This is a genomic window from Nostoc sp. (assembly GCF_036917575.1).
Lineage (GTDB): Bacteria > Cyanobacteriota > Cyanobacteriia > Cyanobacteriales > Nostocaceae > Nostoc.
The window spans coordinates 58,629-81,111 of sequence record NZ_JBALDC010000074.1 but is presented as its reverse complement, the minus strand read 5'-3'; the positions used below and the strand labels follow the sequence as shown (position 1 = coordinate 81,111).

The 22,483-nt window shown below is 35.8% G+C and carries 14 protein-coding genes; all 14 read left to right on the top strand.

Annotated elements, in window-relative coordinates:
- Positions 1–54 precede the first annotated feature (54 nt).
- The 14 genes from V7K79_RS22505 to V7K79_RS22440 all read left to right on the top strand — a co-directional run bounded on the left by V7K79_RS22505 (position 55) and on the right by V7K79_RS22440 (position 22,472).
- On the top strand, positions 55–2,049 hold the full coding sequence (locus V7K79_RS22505) for a carbamoyltransferase family protein (RefSeq protein WP_335050576.1): 1,995 nt from the start codon (positions 55–57) through the stop codon (positions 2,047–2,049).
- A 258-nt stretch (positions 2,050–2,307) separates the two neighbouring features.
- Positions 2,308–3,678 (top strand): acyltransferase domain-containing protein, encoded by a 1,371-nt coding sequence (locus V7K79_RS22500; protein WP_335050574.1) that lies wholly within the window; start codon positions 2,308–2,310, stop codon positions 3,676–3,678.
- A 149-nt stretch (positions 3,679–3,827) separates the two neighbouring features.
- Positions 3,828–5,216 (top strand): APC family permease, encoded by a 1,389-nt coding sequence (locus V7K79_RS22495; RefSeq protein WP_335050573.1) that lies wholly within the window; start codon positions 3,828–3,830, stop codon positions 5,214–5,216.
- 34 nt (positions 5,217–5,250) lie between these two features.
- The gene (locus V7K79_RS22490) at positions 5,251–5,973 is read left to right on the top strand and encodes an SAM-dependent methyltransferase (RefSeq protein ID WP_335050571.1); all 723 of its coding nucleotides are present in this window, start codon (positions 5,251–5,253) and stop codon (positions 5,971–5,973) included.
- 75 nt (positions 5,974–6,048) lie between these two features.
- On the top strand, positions 6,049–6,903 hold the full coding sequence (locus V7K79_RS22485) for a 3-hydroxyacyl-CoA dehydrogenase family protein (RefSeq protein WP_335050569.1): 855 nt from the start codon (positions 6,049–6,051) through the stop codon (positions 6,901–6,903).
- Positions 6,904–6,923: 20 nt separating this feature from the next.
- A complete protein-coding gene (locus V7K79_RS22480; RefSeq protein WP_335050567.1) occupies positions 6,924–7,175 on the top strand; it encodes an acyl carrier protein in 252 nt (83 codons plus the stop codon).
- Between the two features lie 63 nt (positions 7,176–7,238).
- Complete coding sequence (locus V7K79_RS22475) at positions 7,239–8,141, top strand: cupin-like domain-containing protein (RefSeq protein ID WP_335050565.1); 903 nt, start codon at positions 7,239–7,241, stop codon at positions 8,139–8,141.
- Between the two features lie 82 nt (positions 8,142–8,223).
- The gene (locus V7K79_RS22470; RefSeq protein WP_335050563.1) at positions 8,224–9,186 is read left to right on the top strand and encodes a cupin-like domain-containing protein; all 963 of its coding nucleotides are present in this window, start codon (positions 8,224–8,226) and stop codon (positions 9,184–9,186) included.
- Between the two features lie 22 nt (positions 9,187–9,208).
- Positions 9,209–10,393 carry an acyl-CoA dehydrogenase family protein gene (locus tag V7K79_RS22465; protein ID WP_335050561.1) on the top strand — a complete coding sequence of 395 codons (1,185 nt, stop codon included), beginning with the start codon at positions 9,209–9,211 and terminating at the stop codon, positions 10,391–10,393.
- A gap of 3 nt (positions 10,394–10,396) precedes the next feature.
- Entirely contained in the window at positions 10,397–11,467 is a 1,071-nt protein-coding gene (locus tag V7K79_RS22460) for an HAD-IIIC family phosphatase (protein WP_335050559.1), read from the top strand.
- A 91-nt stretch (positions 11,468–11,558) separates the two neighbouring features.
- Positions 11,559–17,390 (top strand): SDR family NAD(P)-dependent oxidoreductase, encoded by a 5,832-nt coding sequence (locus V7K79_RS22455; protein WP_335050557.1) that lies wholly within the window; start codon positions 11,559–11,561, stop codon positions 17,388–17,390.
- Between the two features lie 87 nt (positions 17,391–17,477).
- Positions 17,478–18,359 (top strand): cupin-like domain-containing protein, encoded by an 882-nt coding sequence (locus tag V7K79_RS22450; protein WP_335050555.1) that lies wholly within the window; start codon positions 17,478–17,480, stop codon positions 18,357–18,359.
- 40 nt (positions 18,360–18,399) lie between these two features.
- On the top strand, positions 18,400–19,650 hold the full coding sequence (ectB, locus tag V7K79_RS22445; RefSeq protein WP_335050553.1) for a diaminobutyrate--2-oxoglutarate transaminase: 1,251 nt from the start codon (positions 18,400–18,402) through the stop codon (positions 19,648–19,650).
- A 56-nt stretch (positions 19,651–19,706) separates the two neighbouring features.
- Positions 19,707–22,472 carry a non-ribosomal peptide synthetase gene (locus V7K79_RS22440; protein WP_335050552.1) on the top strand — a complete coding sequence of 922 codons (2,766 nt, stop codon included), beginning with the start codon at positions 19,707–19,709 and terminating at the stop codon, positions 22,470–22,472.
- Positions 22,473–22,483: the final 11 nt, after the last annotated feature.

The window sequence follows — 22,483 nt, the reverse complement described above, 5'->3', positions numbered from 1 at the left end:
AATTTTTGTGAGTGATGTGAATGTAATTAATTTCAGAATACAGAGGTAGATATAATGCTAGTTTTAGGGTTTACTGGCGGACTTGAGCTGATTTCTGAGGAACGACGTGGATATGATGATGTTTGGCTTCACGACGCAGCATGTGTTTTGATTGAAGATGGAAAAGTTGTCTGTGCAATTGAAGAAGAAAGGCTTAATCGAATCAAGCATACAAATAAATTTCCTTTAGAATCATTGCGCTTTTGCTTAAAGACTCGTGGTATACAATTACAGGACGTAGATTTAATCGCATTTTATAGTTCAATTGAATATTCTGAAATTTGGCTGAAACTAGTTTTTTTGAATAATCCCCAGTTAACAACAATTGAGCCAAGAATATTGTTTCAGAATCTTTTCCGTAGAGCCTTAGGATCTGAAATAGATCCAAATAAGTTATGTTTTGTTCCTCATCACTATGCACATGCAATAAGCACTTTTGCATTTTCTGGTTATGAAAGCAGTCTGATTACTACATTTGACGGTTCGGGGGATAACAGCTCTGGGATGATTTTTACAGGGCAGGGAACAATGCTTGAGGAAATAGCTGATATTTCTATCCCTAAATCTCTTGGTCATTTCTATACTGAAATAATATCTTTTTTGGGGTATAGCCAATTCGATGAATACAAAGTGATGGGACTAGCTCCCTACGGAAACCCAGAAAAATATAGAGATTTATTTAAAACATTGTACACGTTACTTCCCAATGGAGATTATGAAATTAATGAAGATAGGATAGTCTCACTTTTTGATTTAGGGATACCGCGCCGAAAAGGAGAACCCTTTACGCAAACTCATAAGGATATCGCTGCATCACTTCAAGAAGCCTTAGAAGATGTAGTTTTTCATGTAATTAAACACCACAAACAAGAAACAAAGCATAAAAACCTTTGTCTGGCAGGGGGAGTAGCTCACAATTGTACTTTAAATGGGAAAATATTGCGCTCTAGAATGTTTGAAAATATATTTGTTCAGCCTGCGGCTCATGATGCCGGCTGTGCTTTGGGAGCTGCTTTATATGCCTATTATCAAGCAAATCCAAAACATCAGAAGCCTTCTCAGCTTGAGCATGTTTACTGGGGAACAGATATCGGGAATTCTTCTGATGTTTTGGATCAATTAATTCAATGGCAAGATTTTATTGCCTTCGAGAAATTAGATAATGTTCCTGAACAAACAGCAAAGTTATTAGCAAATGGTTCTGTTGTCGGATGGGTTCAAGGTCGTTCTGAATTTGGGCCAAGAGCTTTAGGTAACAGAAGTATTCTTGGAGATCCCCGTCCAGAAGAAAATAAAACTCGCATTAACAAAATGATTAAGAAGCGGGAAGGTTACAGACCTTTTGCTCCGTCTGTTTTAGAAGAGGATGTGGATGAATTCTTTGAAGTCCCACATAATCAAAAAAACCTGCCGTTCATGATATTTGTAGTTAATGTTCAAGAGGATAAACGTCAAAAATTAGGAGCAATAACTCATATTGATGGAACAGCTAGAATCCAAACAGTATCACAAAAAACCAATAAAAAATATTGGGATTTAATTAACTCCTTTAAACAATTGACAGGTATTCCAATTTTACTTAATACTTCATTCAACAATAATGTTGAACCAATTGTAGATTCTGTTGAAGATGCCGTAGTTTCTTTTTTAACTACAGGGCTAGACTATACTGTTGTGGGAGATTATCTGCTTAGAAAGAAAGATGTATTATGGTGGCATTATATGCCTCTTAGACTTTTTCTTCCGCTTCATATTTCCTTACATGAGGTTAGAAAATTTAATTCTGAAGAAAAATTTGACAATTTGTTCTATATTAAAAATAGCTATAATCCTGGATTTCAAAGAGAGGTATCAGCAGAGGTATTTGATGTTTTAAAGTTAGCAAATAGTGAGAAGACGATAGAAAGCATTCTCAATAAATATAGTGAGGGAGAAGAAGAAAAATCGAAAGACGTAATTCATGAACTTATAGAATTGTGGTCGCAACGCTTAATTATTCTCCGACCATAAATGAATAGCCTCCTTAACAACTTCTCTTCTGAAAAATACCTATTAAAAATCTGAAGTCAGAAGATGGGTAATCTTAGAGTTAGTCAATAAATAAGAAAAAATCTGTTTTGCAAACAATGTGTGATTCTCCTTTGGGAAAGCTGTGCCAACGCATCTAAACACAAAAAGTAGCGAATTATAGAACAAAATAATTATTGCTCAGAAAATCAAGAAATAATTTTCAATAAGAGAAAGTAACAATTTGGGAATTTATCGAAAATGCTTACTAGCCTTTCTCGTCCTTGGCAGTTATTAGTACTTTCTGCTCAGACTGATTCAGAACTAAAAACTGCGACTGTAAACCTTGCAGATTACTTGAGACAGCATCGTGACTTTAACCTTGCGGATGTTGCTCAAACATTGCAACGCGAACAAAAGGCTTTTAGGCATCGGCGGACAGTTGTTTGTCGGGATATAGAAGATGCTCTAGTTGCACTTGCAGATCCCAAGCGGATACTTACCAATATCCAAGAAACACAAGAACGTTCTGTAGCTTTTATGTTTCCTGGACTTGGTACTCATTACGTCAACATGGCTTGGGAACTTTACCAGGTTGAACCTGTGTTTCGCGCTTCAGTAAACTACTGTTGTGAATTTCTTAAACCCCTTCTCGGTCAAGATTTGCGAGATGTAATCTATCCAAACAGAGCTTCTCAACAAGACCAGCAGTCCCCACAAGAAAATTCTCAGGGTTTGGATTTGCGAAAAATGTTAGGTCGCAGCCAAACGCAAACGGATACAAAGATAGTGGCTGCAACATCTTTACTCAATCAAACTCACCTCGCTCAACCAGCTATTTTTGTGATTGAGTATGCCTTAGCACAGCTATTGATATCCTGGGGAATTCGTCCGACGGCAATGATTGGCTACAGCATTGGTGAATATGTAGCAGCGACTTTGGCAGAGGTTTTATCTTTAGACGAGGGTTTAAAACTGATTGCGAAAAGAGCGCAAATGATTCAAAAGTTGCCAAATGGAGCAATGCTTGCAGTTCCACTTTCGCAAACAGAGATATTTCCCCTACTTAATCACAAACTCTCACTTTCTGCGGTTAATGGGCCATCTATGGGTGTAATCGCAGGTGAAACTGATGCAGTAGAAGCTTTAGAACAACAATTAACTCAAAAAGGTTTAGCTTGTCGTCGTCTGGAAACTTCTCATGCTTTTCACTCTCAGATGATGGAGGATGCTAGTTCTGACTTACGTAAGTTGGTAAAAACATTTAACCTGCAAGCACCAAAAATTCCTTATATATCTAACGTTACAGGAACTTGGATAACAGCAGCATCAGCTACAAATCCTGATTATTGGGTTAAGCATATGTGTCAACCGGTGTTGTTTGCATCGGGTATACAAGAGTTGTGGAAACAACAATATCCAATTTTGTTGGAAGTAGGCCCTGGACAGACTCTAGGTAGCTTTGCGCTGCAATGTATAGAAGATAATCCGACAGTTAGTCAGATTATCTTGCCTTCTCTAAGATATTCCTACGATCGCAAACCAGACTTAGCATTCTTACTTAAAACATTAGGTAGGCTTTGGTTAGCAGGAATACAAATAGATTGGACAGGATTTGTATCGACTCAATAAGTTGGGGTAGAAGTTATTCTGGTTGCCACAACCAACAAAAAGAATTAAGAGAAGATTTCTCGCGAATAATAATCTTAAAAGTATGCCAAGCTTAGTTCCTTCAACAGTCTGAATTACATAGCTAATATTGAGAAATTCACGATTATATTATGTCAGAAAAACTAACAGTACCGAAACCTACACTTTCTATAATCGATGCAGGAGCTTTGATTGTTGGAATGGTAGTGGGTGTAGGTATTTTTGAAACGCCAACTTTAGTAGCAGTAAATGCCCAAACTGCTGAAATGACCATATTTGCATGGTTTTTAGGCGGAGTCATATCTTTAATTGGTGCCTTGTGCTACGCAGAGTTAGCCACAACCTATCCAGATGCTGGTGGTACTTATTATTACCTAATGCGGGCTTTTGGTAAGAATTTAGCCTTTCTGTTTGCTTGGGCACGGATGGCAATAATTCAGACAGGCTCTATTGTGCTGCTAGCATTTGTGTTTGGTGATTACGCTTCCCAGATGTTACCTTTGGGGGAATTTTCCTCAGCCTTATATGCCAGTGGAGTGATTGTATTATTGACAGTCATAAATATAGTGGGATTAAAGCAAGGTAAACAGGTGCAAAACTGGTTAACAGTTGTCAAAGTTTTGGGATTGCTATTAGTGATTGTTGCTGCAATCATTCTCGCAACTCCACAAACTGGGAATGAAGCGATTTTGCAAAGCAGTCACCTTGTAGCAAAGGGATCTAGCAATCAAACAGGTAATTTTGGTTTGGCGATGGTATTCGTCTTGCTTACCTATGGCGGTTGGAACGAAGCTGCATATATTTCTGCCGAGGTCAGAGAAGCCAAACGAAATATGGTATTGGTATTATTAGGAAGTATCATTATCATCACAGTCATATATTTATTAATAAACTTTGCTTACTTGCATGGCTTGGGACTAGTAGCAATGCAAGCATCCAAAGCGCCGGCAGCCGAATTAATGCGTCGTGCTTGGGGAAATAACGGTGCAATCTTCGTGAGTTTCTTAATCGCAGTCTCCGCTTTGGGCACAGCCAACGCCACTATTTTTACCGGAGCGCGGACTAACTATGCTTTGGGGCGAGACTTTCCAGTGCTGGGATTTTTGGGAAAGTGGGGACATCGCACCTCTTCACCTAGCAACGCCCTAATTATGCAAAGTGCGATCGCAATCCTCTTAGTAATCTACGGTGCGATCCAACGTCAAGGCTTCAGTACTATGGTAGACTACACCGCCCCTGTATTCTGGTTTTTTTTCCTACTCTCAGGAGTTACCCTCTTAGTTCTGCGCTTCCGGGAACCAGAAACACAACGTCCCTTTAAAGTCCCTCTTTACCCCATAATTCCTTTACTTTTCTGTGCGATTTGCGGGTATATGCTGCAATCCAGCCTTGCTTACACAGGTTCAGGCGCACGCTTGGGAATCGTAGTTTTACTTACAGGTATACCTGTATTAATACTTAACTATCGCATCTCCCCTAAGCATCAGCATCTAGATATCACAGAGAGAGAAAAAGTTTGAAGTTCCAGGTTTGTATTTATTTGAGAAAAATATCATGCCAGTAAAATCACTGTTAAAAATACTCCTTCTAGCCACAAGTGCAGGTAGCCTCTTAATTTCAGGCTGTAGCAAACAAACAACATCCCAACTCAACACTGGCGCTGCAACAACAAACCCCAATACTGTACAAGTTCAGCAATCTATACCTGAAACTAAACCCCTTGAAAGAGAACCAGATGCAGAGTACGTGCCTACACCCCAAGCAATAGTAGATAGAATGCTGGAAATAGCGAAGGTGGGTAAAAATGATATAGTTTACGACCTCGGCAGCGGTGATGGCAGAATTCCTATTACTGCCGCGAAGAAATTTGGTGCTCGCAGTACTGGTATAGATATTGACCCAAAACGCATCAAAGAAGCGAATGAAAATGCTAAAAAATCAGGTGTAACCGATAAAGTCAAGTTTCTCCAGCAGGATTTTTTTAAGAGTGATTTCAGTGACGCAACAGTTGTGATTCTGTACTTAGATGACTTTGTTAACATCAAACTCAGACCACTATTATTCAAGCAACTCAAACCTGGTACTCGTGTAGTATCTTTACGTAGTCACATGGGGGACTGGATAGATTACGCCCATGTAGAACAAGTTAAATGTAATCCAGAAGATAACTGTAATTCAGAACAACAGCATAGTGAAATTTATATGTGGAGGATTCCAAAAAATCTGCCAGCAGATTTGCGACCCGATCCTAACATCGATCCCGAACGTCTTAAATAGCAAGGTTTTTGTACTACACAGGTAATATGAGCCAAGGCAAACTATTAGCGTTATTAGAGAATGATGAATTGAATTATGAACATTCAAACAGTAGGTGTTGTCGGTGCAGGCGTAATGGGGATAGGGATTGCACAAAACCTCGCTCAAACAGGCCATCAAGTTATCCTAATAGATATTTCAGAAAATATCCTAGATAAAGCTAAACATGAAATTAGGAATAATATCCGCTTTCAGAGCTTTTTTAAAAAAAGCGATAATACAGAAACTACAGATAGCGTGCTCAACAGAATTGAGTTATCGACAAACTATAAAATTTTAGAAAATACGGACTTTATAATAGAAAATGTCACCGAAAAATGGTATCTTAAAAAAGAAGTATATCCCTTACTAGATTCTATTTGTCCACCGGGATGTGTATTTGCCGCCAATACGTCAGCAATTCCCATTACCCGCATTGCTTCAGTCACCAAACGGTCCGATAAAGTTGTTGGTATCCACTTTATGAATCCCGTACCAATGAAGCCGATGGTCGAAATGATTCGTGGATATCATACCTCTGAGTCAACAATTGAAACAGCAAAACAAATGCTGGCTCAAATGGGAAAAGAATGCATCATTGTCAATGATTCACCAGGTTTTGTTTCCAACCGCGTGTTGATGTTAACTATTAATGAAGCTGTTTTTCTATTACAAGAGCAGGTTGCTACAGCAGAAGATGTAGACAAAATCTTTAAAGGCTGTTTTGGCCACAAAATGGGTCCTTTAGAAACAGCAGATTTGATTGGATTAGACACTATTTTATTTTCTATCGAAGTCTTGTACGAAAACTTTAACGATAGCAAGTACAGACCATCACCTTTACTTCAAAAAATGGTAGATGCAGGTTTGTATGGAAGAAAAAGTGGTAAAGGATTTTACGTATATCAATAGAATCGGAAATTTCAATACTCATGAACAAAATTCAAACTAAAATCAAATCTTTTCTTTCAAAATTTTTCGGTAATCATGATTTGCAACCAGATGAAGATATTTTTGCTCTGGGCTTTGTCAATTCTATGTTTGCTATGCAATTAGTTTTATTTATAGAGCAAGAGTTTCAGGTTGCTATTGAAAACGAGGATTTAGATTTTGAAAACTTCCGGACAATAAATTCTATTGCTAATTTAGTTGAGCGTAAGACTACTGTAATAATGCATAAATAGTATCGATAGTCACAAAGCGGCGCAAAATTTATAGTTATAGAAGTTTAAAATGTTGGGAATTTTATGCAAACTCAAGCTAATAAATCAATTTTAAAAATCAAAAATCCTAGTACAGAACAGTTTTCAGATATCTGGAAGCAGTATCAGCCTTTTTTAATTGAAGATGTTGCAGAACATTGGGATGCTTGTCATAAATGGTCTAATGATTATTTGATTGAACGCTGTGGAGAAAAAATTGTTTATATATGGTTTTTTCAACAAAACTTTTTGTATGACTATAAAAAATTTGCTTATGATAATGAATCTCATTATATAAAAGAAATGCAATATCAAGAGTATGTAAAAGACATAGAAGCAAGAGTTAATGGAAATAATAATGATGATATAGGCTGTTATTCAAATGAGATAGATTTTGAAGAGTGCTTTCCTGAAATTACTTCGGATGTAGCTTATCCAAAATACTTAAATAGAAAACCGTGGGTTAATTTATGGCATGGTTTCTCAAGTAAAAAATACACTTCCGCTAGTACCCTTCATTTTGACCGAGTACATAACATTTATGCTCAAATTAGAGGTAAAAAAAGATTTCTTTTATTTCCTCCTTTCAATTATTTATCATTCTATCCGCCTCTTGAAGATCGTTCTGGTATAGGACATAATAGCAAGGTAAATCCCGATCTGTTCCAATTTGAATTATTTCCCAAATTTCCTTGGGAAGAAAGAATAGAAGTTATACTTCAACCTGGAGAAATTCTCTATATACCACCTTTTTGGTGGCATCATGTTACAGCAGTAAATGAGAATATATCATTATCCTTTTGGTACGATATTAAAATTCAAGATTTCTTTAGACAAAAAAAGATGTTATCTGTTTTTTTTAACATTGCACCTCATTATTTACGTCATGCAATTTCTTCTGGAACCTTGATGGATACTATAGATTTATTTAAAGGAATTATTTCATAAGTTTTTTTCCAATAAATTAAGTCTATATGGCATTAAGCAATATCAAAAAAAATTCAGTTTATTAAAGAATTTTGGAGTTTTTATGCAAGCTCAAGCTATTGAATCATGTTTAAGAATCAAAAATCCTAGTACAAAACAATTTGTAGAAATGTGGGAGCAATATCAGCCTTTTATAATTGAAGATGTTGCTAAAAATTGGGATGCTTGTAAAAACTGGTCTAATGATTATTTAATAAAAAAGTGTGGAAATAATATAGTTAATATACAGTTTTTTCAACAAGGTTTTTTTGAAAATTATAATGAGTTTTCTAATGAGGATGGTTATAGTTCTGATATCAAAGAAATGAAATATAAAGAGTATATAAATAATTATATTAATAAAGCTCATAGAAATGATTTTAATATAAGGTGTTACTTACCTAGCGCAGTTTTTGAAAAATCTTTCCCTGAAATTACAGAAGATGTAATTTATCCAACGTATTTAAACAGCAAGCCATTAGTCAGCTTTTGGCATGGTTTATCTAATAAAAACTTTTCTTCAACTACTGTCCTTCATTTTGATGGATTTCATAATATTTTTGTTCAAATTCGAGGTAGAAAAAGAATACTTTTGTTCCCTCCTTCTAATTATTTATCATTCTATCCACCTTTAGAAGATAGTCACGGGTTAGCAGATTATAGTAAAGTAGATCCAAATCTTCCCAACTTGGAATTATTTCCCAAATTTCCTTGGCAAGAAAAAATTGAAGTTATACTTCAACCAGGAGAAATGCTTTATATACCACCTTATTGGTGGCATCATGTCACAGCATTAGAAGAGAACATATCATTATCATTTTTTTACGATATTAAAATTCAAGATTATTTCAAACAAAAAAAGATGTTATCAGTTTTTTTAAACATCGCACCTCATTATCTCCATCATGCAATTTCATCTCCAGATGGTCTATGGACTTCTCTTGCCATTATTAAATCTCTTATCTTTCCAGGAAGTTTTACAGAGAGCATTAAGCAAAGAAACTCACAAGACCAAGTAAATGATTAATCATTAATAATAAATTATATTCATGAAGCTAGAACTATCTACTCAACAAAAAAATACTAAAGCGGAATTTAGAGCTTTTATCAATCAGGAAATATGTGCTTATGCTGGTGAATGGGATAGAAAAGAATTTACCCCACCAGAAATAATTAAAAAAATAGCTCAACGTGGTTTTTTAGGTGCTATTTTACCCCAAGAATATGGTGGTAAAGGAATGGACATGATAACGTATGGGATTCTTAACGAAGAAATAGGACGAGGATGTTCTTCTATTAGAAGCTTATTGACAGTTCACAACATGGTTGCTCATGCTTTGTATAAATGGGGTAATAAATCTCAAAAACAGTATTGGCTTCCCAAACTAGCATCTGGAGAAATCATCGCTGCTTTTGCATTAAGCGAACCTAATGTTGGTAGTGATGCTAAAAGTGTGGAAACAACAGCAAATCTGACTGGCAATACTTATGTCTTAAATGGGCAAAAGAAATGGATTACTTATGGACAAATAGCAGATATATTTTTAGTCTTCGCTAAATGTGACGGAAAACCTACTGCTTTTTTAGTTGAAAAAAATAGCCCAGGATTTTTAGTCAAACCAATATCTGGCATTTTAGGTATTAAGGCTTCAATGTCAGCCGAATTATATTTTAATAACTGTCAAATTCCTCAAGGAAATTTAGTCGGTAAATTAGGTTTTGGATTTTCCTATATTGCTTCTTCTGCACTTGATTATGGTAGATATAGTGTGGCATCGGGTTGTGTAGGTATTGCTCAAGCTTGTTTAGAAGCTTGTATCAAGTATACAAATGAACGAAAGCAATTTGGCGTTTATCTAAAAGAACATCAATTAATTCGGCAAAAAATAACTCAGATGATAACTAATATAAAAGCAGCAAGACTGTTATATTATCAAGCTGGTTATCTCAAAGATATTAACGACCCCAACTCGATTAGCGAGACTTCTATTGCTAAATACTTTGCATCTACAGTAGCTACAAAAATAGCAAATGATGCCGTACAAATTCATGGTGGTAATGGTTGTAGTAGTGAGTACCCTGTTGAAAGGTACTTACGCGACTCAAAAATTATGGAAATTATTGAAGGTAGTACTCAAATTCAAGAAGTTACGATTGCCGAGTCAGGTTATCAAGATTATCTTTTTACAACTGTAACTACTGGCTTAGAAAAGAAATTAGCAGAGAGAACTTAATATATGATTAGTACTCAAGAGCAAAATGTAAACAGTAAACCAAAAGATAAAAAAGTTATTAAATGTGTTGTTTGGGATTTAGATAATACCCTATGGCATGGAGTTTTGCTAGAAGATGAAAAAGTCTCTCTGCGAGAAAATATACTAGATGTAATTCAAAATTTAGATAGTCGTGGTATATTACAATCTATAGCTAGTAAGAACGATTGGGCTACAGCAATAGCTAAAGTAGAGGAATTTGAATTAGAAAAGTATTTTTTATATCCCCAAATTAATTGGAGTTCTAAAGCTGCTTCTTTGAAAGAAATTGCTAATTTGTTGAATATTGGTATAGATGCGATCGCTTTCATTGACGATCAGTTATTTGAACTAGAAGAAGTAAAGTTTTCCTTACCAGAAATTTTATCTATCAATGCAGATGAAATAAATAATGTTTTAGATATGCCTGTCATGAATCCTCGGTTTATTACGGAAGATTCACGAATTAGAAGGTTGATGTATCTTAATGATATTGAGCGGCAAAATGCAGAAAATGAATTTGTTGGCACATCAGATGAATTCTTAGCTACTCTTAAAATGAATCTCACGATATCTTCTGCTCAAGAAGAGGATTTGCAGCGTGCAGAAGAGTTAACATTAAGAACTAACCAATTAAATACAACTGGTTATACATATTCCTATGACGAACTGAATCATTTTCGTTGTTCAGAAAACCATAAATTACTGATTGCGAGTTTGGAAGATAAGTATGGTAGCTACGGTAAAATAGGGTTGGTTATGATTGAATGCCAGCCTCAGTCATGGACTATCAAGTTGTTGCTAATGTCTTGTCGGGTGATGTCTAGAGGAGTTGGCACAATTATGTTGAATCATGTTATGAGTCTGGCTAAAAGCAATAATGTTCGTCTTTTAGCAGAGTTTGTGTCAAACGAGCGCAACAGAATGATGTATATATCTTATAAGTTTGCTGGGTTTAAAGAAGTTGAGAAGAATGGCGATTTAGTAATTTTTGAAAATGATTTAAGTCGTATTCAAGATGCGCCTGAGTATGTAAATTTTAATGTGATTGATTAAATGTATACGCAGTAGCGGCTTGCCGCAGGCTACCGCCAAGTCGCCAAAAACACCAAGGAAGAGAAGGTAGTTATTTATTAGGTTCAATGAGATGAATAATAAAAGTGACATTGATAAAAATTATGAGTTAATGGAGGGGGTTGCTATTATCGGGATGGCAGGGCGTTTTCCCGGAGCTATCAGCATAGAGTCTTTTTGGCAAAATTTACAAGATGGGGTGGAGTCGTTATCTTTATTTACAGATGAAGAGTTAATTGCTGCTGGTGTACCTGCGGTATTGGTAAATAATAGTAATTATGTCAAAGTCGGTGGTATTTTAGATAGTATTGATTTATTTGATGCGGCATTTTTCGATTTGAATCCGAAGGAAGCTGAAGTAACTGATCCTCAACACCGCCTATTTTTAGAATGTGCTTGGTCAGCTTTAGAAAATGCTGGTTATGATTCAACCAAGTGTGAAAGTAAAATTGGTGTTTATGCAGGTGCAAGTTTAAATAATTATTTATCTTTTGATTTAAAAAATGACCAATTAGGGTCTGGGGAATCATACCAAAAATTGATTGGTAATGATAAAGGATTTCTCTCAACTCGTGTTTCTTATAAATTAAATCTTACCGGGCCAAGTATTACAGTTCAAACAGCTTGTTCTACATCATTAGTTGCTACTACCCTCGCCTACCAAAGTTTGCAAAATTATCAATGCGATATGGCTTTGGCGGGAGGTGTCTCTATTCGCTTACCGCAAAAAACTGGTTATTTCTATGAACCAGGAGGGCCACTATCTCCTGATGGTCATTGTCATGCTTTTGATGCTAAGGCGCAGGGAACTACTGTTGGGAATGGTGTAGGAGTTGTTGTTCTCAAGCGAGTTCAAGATGCGATCGCCGATGGTGATTGCATATATGCTGTGATTAAAGGCGCTGCAATCAATAACGATGGTTCGATGAAAGTCGGGTATACAGCGCCTAGTGTCGATGGACAAGCAGAAGCGATCGCGGAAGCGATAATGTCAGCAGAGATAGAACCGGAAACAATCAGCTATATTGAAGCCCACGGTAGCGGTACAGCTTTGGGCGATCCGATTGAAATTGCCGCGCTGACTAAAGTTTTTCGTGCCAGTACCGAGAAAAAGAATTTCTGCGCCATTGGTTCAGTTAAAACAAATATTGGTCATTTAGATGCAGCTGCTGGAGTTGCAGGATTAATCAAGACTGCTTTGGCTCTAAAACATCAATTAATTCCACCAAGCCTCAACTTTGAGCAGCCTAATCCTGAAATTGATTTTGCCAACAGTCCTTTTTATGTCAACACCAAGCTCAGGGAATGGAAAGGCTCGACTCCCCGCCGTGCTGGTGTGAGTTCTTTAGGAATGGGGGGAACCAATACTCACGTAGTTTTGGAAGAAGCCCCAACACTTCCAGCTTCTAGTCCTTCTCGTCCTTGGCAATTGTTGGTACTCTCGGCAAAAACTGAGTCTGCGTTAGCAACTGCTACGCAAAATCTCAGCCAATATCTGACACGACATCCCGATATTAATCTTGCAGATGTCGCTTATACTTTGCAAGTCGGACGCAGAGACTTTAGTCATCGGCGAATATTGATTTGCTCAGATGTTCAAGATGCAATTCAGGCATTGAATCAACCAGTCTCACAACAAGCTGTAACTCAATTTCAAGAGTTAGGAACTCGCTTTGTTGCTTTCATTTTTCCTGGGGTAGAGGCGCTGTATGCAGACATGGGTAGAGAACTCTATGAAACTGAGTCAGTGTTTCGTACCCAGGTGGAACAGTGCTGCTTCATATTAAAACCACATCTAGAGTTAGATTTGCGATCAGTAATTTATCCTAGTGAATCTGAACAGAAAACCGCAGTAGAGAAACTTCAACAAACTTGCTTTGCTCAAAGTGCGTTGTTTGTGATCGAATATGCTTTGGCGCAATTATGGATGTCTTGGGGGATTTTTCCTCAAGCAATGATTGGACAAGGTGTTGGAGAATATGTTGCCGCAACTTTAGCCGGAGTATTTTCTCTTGAAGATGCTCTTGTAATAGTAGCGAAATCTTCTAATAAATTGTTAGAAAAAGTCCAACTTAATCCTCCAGAAATTCCATTCATCTCCAACGTTAGCGGGACTTGGATTACTCAAGCTGAAGCAACAGACTTTAACTATTGGACACAAACACAGCAACCAACACTTTTTAATGAAGGAATTACGGAGTTACTTAAAGACAAACAACGAATTCTACTAGAAGTTGGTTTTAGAAAGACTTTGAGTAATGCCGAATTAACTGTACTCCATCCTCTCGAACAGCATTCAGAAGTAGCGTTTTTACTCAACACCTTGGGTCAGTTGTGGATGTTGGGAATTAAGATTGATTGGTCAAGCTTTTATACTAATGAACGCCGTTATCGCCTTCCTTTACCAACATATCCCTTTGAGCGTCAGCGTTATTGGATTGAGTCTACAACTTCTCAAGAATCATTAGAGCAAATACCTTCTGTTGAAAATCAGCGTTATTCTATTGACCTAGATTCATCTACCTCAGAAACAGCATCACAACAATTATTAGATAAAAAGCCAAATATCGCTGACTGGTTTTATATTCCAGTATGGAAACAATCCATACCGCTTGAATTATTCCAAGAAGAACTGAGCAAACATAAGTTGTATTGCTTGGTATTTGTAGATAACTATGGAGTAGGCAATGAGTTTGCCAAACGACTCGAACAACAAAATCAAGATGTCATCACTGTAGGGTTGGGCGAACAATTTAGTAAACTCGATGAGCAAATGTATTGCATCAATCCCCAACAGCCAGATGATTATGATGCGTTACTAAAAGAACTGCAAAAACAGGATTTTAAACTAAATACAATTGTACATTTTTGGAGCGTTACACCAAGTGATATTTCGCTCAACAATGAGTATTGGGATCTCAGCTTCTATAGCCTGTTGTTTTTAGCACAATCAATCGGAAAACAAGATATTTGGGATTCTCTAAAGCTGATGGTTGTCACCAGCAATTTACATGATGTAACTGGCGATGAAAATTTATGTCCACAGAAGTCTACTGTATTAGGTCCATGCAAAGTAATTCCTAAGGAATATCGCAATATTAATTGCAGTCTAGTTGATTTAGTAATGGATTCTGCTCAAACTCCTTTATCTTTAAAAATTATAGATAAATTAGCAACAGAATTAACACTTCAACAAACTAATGAAATAGTTGCATACCGTGGTTCTCACCGTTGGGTGCAAACTTTTGATGCAGTTTCTTTAGAAAACAGCATTGCAAGCAGAAATAAGTTAAGAAAAGATGGGGTTTACTTAATTACTGGTGGATTTGGAGGTATCGGTTTAGTATTAGCAGAACATTTAGCAAAAACATTTCAGGCTAAATTAATACTCATTGGCAGAAAGGGATTGCCAGAACGCTTTGAATGGGAACAATGGCTAGTAAATCATGATAGCCAAGATTCTATTAGTCGTCAGATCCAAAAAGTGCGATCGCTTGAGGAGTTAGGTGCAGAAATTGAGGTTGTAAGTGCTGATGTAACTAATTCTGCACAAATGAAAGTAGTCATTGCTCAAGCATTACAAAAATTCGGTCAAATTAATGGTGTAATTCACGCGGCTGGGATTCCTGGTGGTGGCGTTACCCAACTCAAAACGCGGGATATAGCCAGCAATGTCTTAGCAGCAAAAGTCCAAGGTACATTAATTTTAGAAGAAGTTTTAAAGGATGTAAACTTAGATTTCTTTGTACTTTGTTCCTCTAAAACCTCTATTCTGGGGGAATTTGGACAGATAGATTATTGTGCAGCTAATGCCTTTTTAGATGCTTATGCTCGTTATTATAATTCCAGATGCGATCGCTTAACAGTATCAATCAGTTGGGATACTTGGCAAGAAGTTGGGTTTGCAGTGGAAACAGTATTACCCGATAAACTTAAACAAGAACGTACAGAGATTATTAAAAAAGGCATATTATCTCAAGAAGGTATCGATGTTTTTAACCGCGTTCTGGGAAGTAAGCTACCTCATGTTATTGTTTCAACTCAAGATTTACCAGCTTTAATTCAGCAAAATAATTCTCCTCAGTATTTGCAAGAGCAATTATCTTCAGTCAATCTCTCAAAAGCGAAACATCCTCGTCCCAATTTAGGTAATGATTACATTGCTCCCGATACCGAAATTGAGCAAATGCTGGCTGATATTTGGCGAGAAATTCTAGGAATTGACAAGATAGGTATATACGACAACTTTTTTGAGTTAGGCGGGAATTCTATCAACACAATTCAAATTGCTGCCAAAGCGAATCAAGCAGGTTTGAAGTTAACATCTCAACAATTTTTTCATTACCAAACAATTGCTGAATTAGCAACAAATTTATCTATTTCCTCAACTATCCAACCTGAATTAAACATTACACCGACTCAACATAGCTTAGTCGAAGAAAATCAGCTTGATTTACATCCGATAAATCAGTCCTTACTGCTGGAAATACAGCAAGTGTCTGATGACAGTAAATTATTAGAAAATATTGAAGATATTTACGAACTCACACCTGTACAAGAAGGGATGTTGTTCCACTGTTTATTTGATAGCGAACTGTCTCTATATTTTTTCCAACATATCTTTACTTTGCGTGGTAATCTGAATATAGAAGCATTTGAAAAAGCTTGGCAATTGGTAATGGATCGGCATCCCATTTTACGTACTAGATTTTATTGGGAAGAAGTAGAAAATCCATTACAAATAGTCTACAAAAAAGTAGAAGTACCTCTGAATTATTATGATTGGTCTAATCTAAATTCAGTGGAACAAAAAGCACAACTTGACTCTTTTGTAGTAAGTGATCGCCAAAAAAGTTTTGACTTTTCCCAGCCATGTTTGATGCGTCATACTTTAATTCGCCTTACTGATGACAAGTATCTATATATTTGGAGCTTTAACCACATAATTATCGATGGTTGGGGTGGTTCATTAGTATTCCAAGAGTTTGTGGAAACTTATGGAACGCTTTGTCAAGGTAAAGAAACTAGCTTTGCACCTACACGTCCTTTTAGAGACTACATTGATTGGTTGCAGCAGCAGAACATATCAAAAGCTGAGAATTTCTGGAGACAAGCATTACAAGGTGTTAAAACACCAACTCCTCTAACTTACATAGAAAAACTAGAAAAAATTGAGCGATCGTCTACCCAAGAAGTAAGGTATAGTGAGGAAATAATTCAACTATCAGCAAGAACTACACAGGCTCTACAGTCCTTTGCTACACAACATCATCTTACCCTTGCTACGATAATTAACGGTATCTGGGCCGTTCTGCTGAGTCGTTATACTTGTTGCAACAATATATTGTATGGCTGCACTGTCACGGGACGGCCAGCAGATTTGCAAGGAGTAGAATCAATGGTGGGTATGTTTGTTAATACCTTGCCCATCCATGTCAATATCGATACCGAACAGCTTTTTTTATCATGGCTACAACGTTTTCAACTGCAATTAGTTGAAGTCCGTGATTATGAATACTCTCGATTAACAGAAATTCAGAAGTGGAGTGAAGTCCCACAAAAATTAACTTTGTTTGAAAGTATCGTTGTGGTTGAAAACTTTCCAGTCAGCGAATTTATCCGAGATTGGCAGGGAAATATAGAATTTCAACATACAGAAATATATTACCGAAATAACTATCCTCTGAACTTAGTTGTATATCCTAATAAAGAGTTATTGATAGCTATTTCCTATGATTCTAGAAGATTTGAGACTGCTACCATTACTGGCATTCTCAAAGATATTGATATGCTGTTGCAAGGGTTGATAATTAATCCTCATTTTCAAATTAAAAACTTACCTTTGCTGACATTAAAACAGCAACAAATAGCTGCAATCTTAGAAAAAGAAGTATCCTTTGATTAGAAATTAGTTCTGATAAGTTAACAAAAAATAAACTTCTGATCATTTTACTAACCTGCTCTGATAATAAATATTTACTATTACCCACTTATGATTGTTTCATCTGCAATAGAAAGAAGATACAAACTCTCAAGTGATGAATTCAAGAAAGATTATGTTGAACTAGGCAAACCAGTGATACTTTCTGGAGTAACTTCTAATTGGAGTGGTTTTGAGAAATGGTCTTTAAAATACTTCAAAAATTTATCTCCAGAACTAAATATTTATGCAAAGAAGTTTTGTAATAATAAAATCGAAATATGTCCTTTGACAATGAAAAAATATATAGAATTAATAGAAAATTATGAAAAAGCTCCTGAAAATAATCCTCTACCGCCATATTGCCATGACTTACCTTTATTTAGCTTAATACCTTCTTTAATAGAAAATGCCCAACCATTTCCGATTAATTATTTACCAGAATGGTACTGTTACAAGTGGTGGCGTTACTGTCAGTTTTTCTTAGGTTCCTCTAATAGTGTCACACCCTTACATTTTGATTGCCTTCTAACTAACAATATGTTTTTTCAAATTGTTGGACGTAAACAGTTTACGATTTTACTACCTGAAGATGCAAAACATTGTTATCGCCAAGGTTGGCGGTGGTTTCTTGTTAATCCAGAAAATCCAGATTTAAATAAATATCCTGATTATAAAAATGCTAAACCGATTAAATTTATTGTCAATCCAGGAGATATTTTATATATGCCTCCTGGAACTTTACATCATGTTAGAAGTTTAGATATGTCGATTTCTTTTAATATCGATTGGCATACTCAAAAAAGTTCGTTAACTGCTCTAGCAGCTATTACAAAAGGAATGCCAATTCAAAATTTATATTATAATTTTTTATTAACTATGGGTTTAGTTCTAAAAGTCCCTCCTCAAATTATTTTTAAATTTTACAAACCTTATCTAAATTATGTTTCTTAAAGTTTGTATACTCGCTTTGTAAATTAAGTAAAATAATTTTATGAATATATTTGAAAAGTGTGAATCAAACGTTAGAAGCTATTGCCGGAATTTTCCGGATATCTTTCATCGAGCTAAAGGTTCTATAATTTATTCTGATTCCGGGAAAGAATATATTGATTTTTTTGCTGGAGCAGGGGCCTTAAATTATGGACATAATCATGACTATATAAAACAAAAGGTTATCTCATATTTAGATGCTGATGGAATTGCACATGGGTTAGATATGTATACTTCGGCTAAAGAAAAGTTTTTAGCCAAGTTTCATGAGGTAGTGCTGAGTTCAAAAAAACTAGATTATCGCGTTCAGTTCTGTGGACCAACAGGAACAAATGCAGTTGAAGCGGCTTTAAAGTTAGCTAAAAAAGTAAAGAAAAGACCAGGTATATTCTCATTTATGGGAGCATATCATGGAATGACTTTAGGTAGTTTATCCATTAGTAGTAATATTGGAATTCGGGCAGGCACACTTGGAACATCAAATAATGTAACATTTATGCCTTATCCCTATGGATTTATGGATAGTTTTGACACAATAGAATATATAGAAACAATCTTAAATGATGTAAACTCGGGAATTGAAAAACCAGCAGCAATCATCTTTGAAACAGTGCAAGCTGAAGGTGGAGTTATTGTAGCTCCTCTTGATTGGATACAAAGATTAAGAAGGTTGTGTGACGAAAATGATATTTTATTAATATGCGATGATATTCAAGTTGGTTGCGGTAGAACAGGGTCTTTCTTTTCTTTTGAAAGAGCAGATATTGTTCCCGATATGGTAGTACTCTCTAAGTCTATTAGTGGATATGGGTTTCCTATGTCACTATTATTAATTAAGTCCGAGTTAGATATATGGGAACCGGGCGAACATAATGGGACTTTTAGGGGTAATCAATTAGCATTTGTAGGAGCAACAGCTGCTCTAGAATATAGAGAAAGTTATGATTTTGAACAAGATGTAAAAGCCAAAGAGCTTTTTTTAAAAAACTTTCTGACTGAGGAAATAGCATCAATTAGTGAAAATATAGCAATACGTGGGATTGGGATGATTTGGGGAATCGATCTAAAAGGTTTTGGCGATCGCACTTTATCTAAGAGGATTGCATCACGTTGTTTTGAACTAGGATTAATAATTGAACGAGCAGGTAGAAATGATACTGTAATTAAAATTTTACCACCATTAGTAATTGATATATCTACATTACAAAAGGGTTGTTCAATTATCAAAGCAGCTTTTGGTGATTGTATATAAAAGGACGTTTATATACTAGTTATCTCGCCAAGCAATTAATTGATTAGGAAAAAACTATGGGTACACATTTACACTCGACTGACACATTCTCTCAAAAAAGTTATTGGATAAATAAATTATCAGGAGAGTTGCCAGAAACAAATCTGATGTTGGACTATGTAAGACCTTTATTTTCGGGTGGTAAGAACAAATATTTGAGCTTTGATTTATCAAATGATTTATCTCAAGCAATTATTCAACTAGCTAAAGGTTCTTACTTCTCAATTTACTTGATACTTTTATCTGTCTTAAAGATATTACTCCAAAAATATACTAGAAATAATGATATTATTGTTGGCATACCAGTCTATGATAAAATTGAAATAGATGAGATAAATAGCAAAGTAATTCCTTTGCGTACTCAAGTAACGTCTCAGCTTTCATTCAAAGATTTTCTTTTGGAAGTCAAAGATGCTACTATAGGTGCTTATAGTCATCAAAACTATGATTTTAATGAAATAATTAAATTATTAGAAATACCCACAACTCCTAATCGTTGTCCAATTTTTGATATAGTTGTTTTACTAGAAAATATTCATAATAAAAATAATTTACATCAGTTAGACAATGATATTACAATTTGTTTTAGAGTTAATAAAGAAAGTATTAGCGTTGAAATAAAATATAACGAACATCTGTTTCAAGATGAAAATATCAACTTGTTTGGTACGTATTATATAAATGTTCTAGACAGTTGTCTTAATCAAGTAAATATTAAAGTTTTTGATATTGTTTTCTTAAAAGACTCCAATAAATGCAAATTATTAAAAGATTTTAATAACAATACTAAAGAGTATCCGATTGAACAGACAATAAATGAATTATTTGAAAAACAAGTATTTCACACTCCCAACAATATCGCCGTAGTTCACGAGCAAACTCAATTAACTTATCAAAAACTCAACCAAAAAGCTAATCAGTTAGCCGTATTACTGCGAAAATTGGGAGTTAAACAAGGAGAGATTGTAGGCATTTTTAAAGACCGTGATATCAATTTTCTCATTACTATCCTTGCTATTTATAAAGTAGGTGGAGCTTATGTACCTATTGATAGTACTTACCCACCAAACCGAATTAAGTATATGCTATCTAATAGCGAAGTCAGATTTTTATTCACTGATAATTCGCTATTAGATATGTTATCAAACTTAGCAGAAGATTGTTCGCAATTATCATCTATTATTTGTTTAGATAGTTTGATTTCTGGTCAGCTACTAACTGGCGATCGCGCCGATATAAAGATATATAATAAATTAGACTTTGAACAGTTGCCGAATGATAATATAGAACCGATTAATGATGCTGCTGACCCAGCTTATATGCTTTATACTTCCGGGTCTACAGGATTACCAAAAGGGGCAATTGTCAGACACGATGGTGCAATTAATCATATTTATGCCCAATTTGATGAGTTACAGTTAACAGAAGAATTTTGTTTTCTCCAAAGCGCTCCTTCTTCGACAGATATTTCCGTCTGGCAATTTTTGGCACCGCTTTTAATTGGTGGCAGGACAGTCATAGCAGATATCGAAACTGTGGCGATTCCTGAACAACTGTTTAAAGCACTTAAATACCAAAAAATTACGGTTGTTGAATTAGTCCCGGCATTATTTGGCGGCTTACTTGAATATACTTCAGGACTAGGAATTCACCAAAGAGAATTACCTAATTTGAAATGGATGATGGTTGTGGGGGAACCAGTACCAGTAAGTTGGGTAAATAAGTGGCTGGAAATATATCCAGAAATCAAAATTGTTAATGCTTATGGTCCCACAGAGGCTGCTGATGATATTACTCAATTTATCGTTGACAAGCCTTTCGCTGAAAATCAGCGAACAGTGCCAATTGGTAAACCATTAGCCAATTTAAATCTCTACATTCTAGATGAGCAAATGCAACTATTGCCGATTGGCGCGCCAGGAGAAATTTGCGTATCGGGAATTGGGGTAGGTGCTGGTTACTGGAAGAATGAAGAAAAAACCAATTTTAGCTTTGTGACTAATCCGTTCTCGGATGCAACGAAAAAGTTACCAGCAAATCGCCAAGATTTAATTTATAAAACTGGAGATTTAGGCAGGTGGCTGGCTGATGGCAATATCGAATTCCTTGGACGCATTGACCATCAAGTTAAAATTCGCGGCTTCCGGGTTGAACTTGGAGAAATTGAAACATTTTTAAATCAGCACCCAAATGTACGTGAAAATGTAGTTGTAGTTCATCAAGAGGAAGCGGATAACCTTTTATTAGTCGCCTATGTAGTTGCGAAGACTCAAGTAGTTCCTAGTATTAGTGAACTGCGTAGCTTCTTGAAAGAAAAGTTACCTGACCACATGTTACCTTCTGCTTTTGTGATGCTAGAAAATTTACCCTTAGCACCTAGTGGTAAGGTAGACCGTAAAGCTCTGCCCAAACCAGATAATCTTCGCCCAGTACTAGAAACAGTTTATGTATTGCCGCGAAATGAAATGGAAAATACAATTGCTGATATTTGGCAAAAAATATTAAAGGTGGAGAAAGTTGGCATTCAAGATAACTTTTTTGACCTTGGTGGTCATTCACTAAATGTACTTCAGGTTTACAGTAAATTGCGAGAAGTTTTTAAAGCAGACTTAGCAATGACTGACCTATTTAAATATCCAACTATTAGTTCTATATCCAAATATTTAAGTCAAGAAACAGATGACAGCTTTGCCAATCAAAGTCATGAATTAAATGAACAGCTAGAAGCTGGTAAAGCTAGATTAAAACAACGCCTTTTACAGAAAAAAGCACAAGTTATTTAACAGTTATTCAG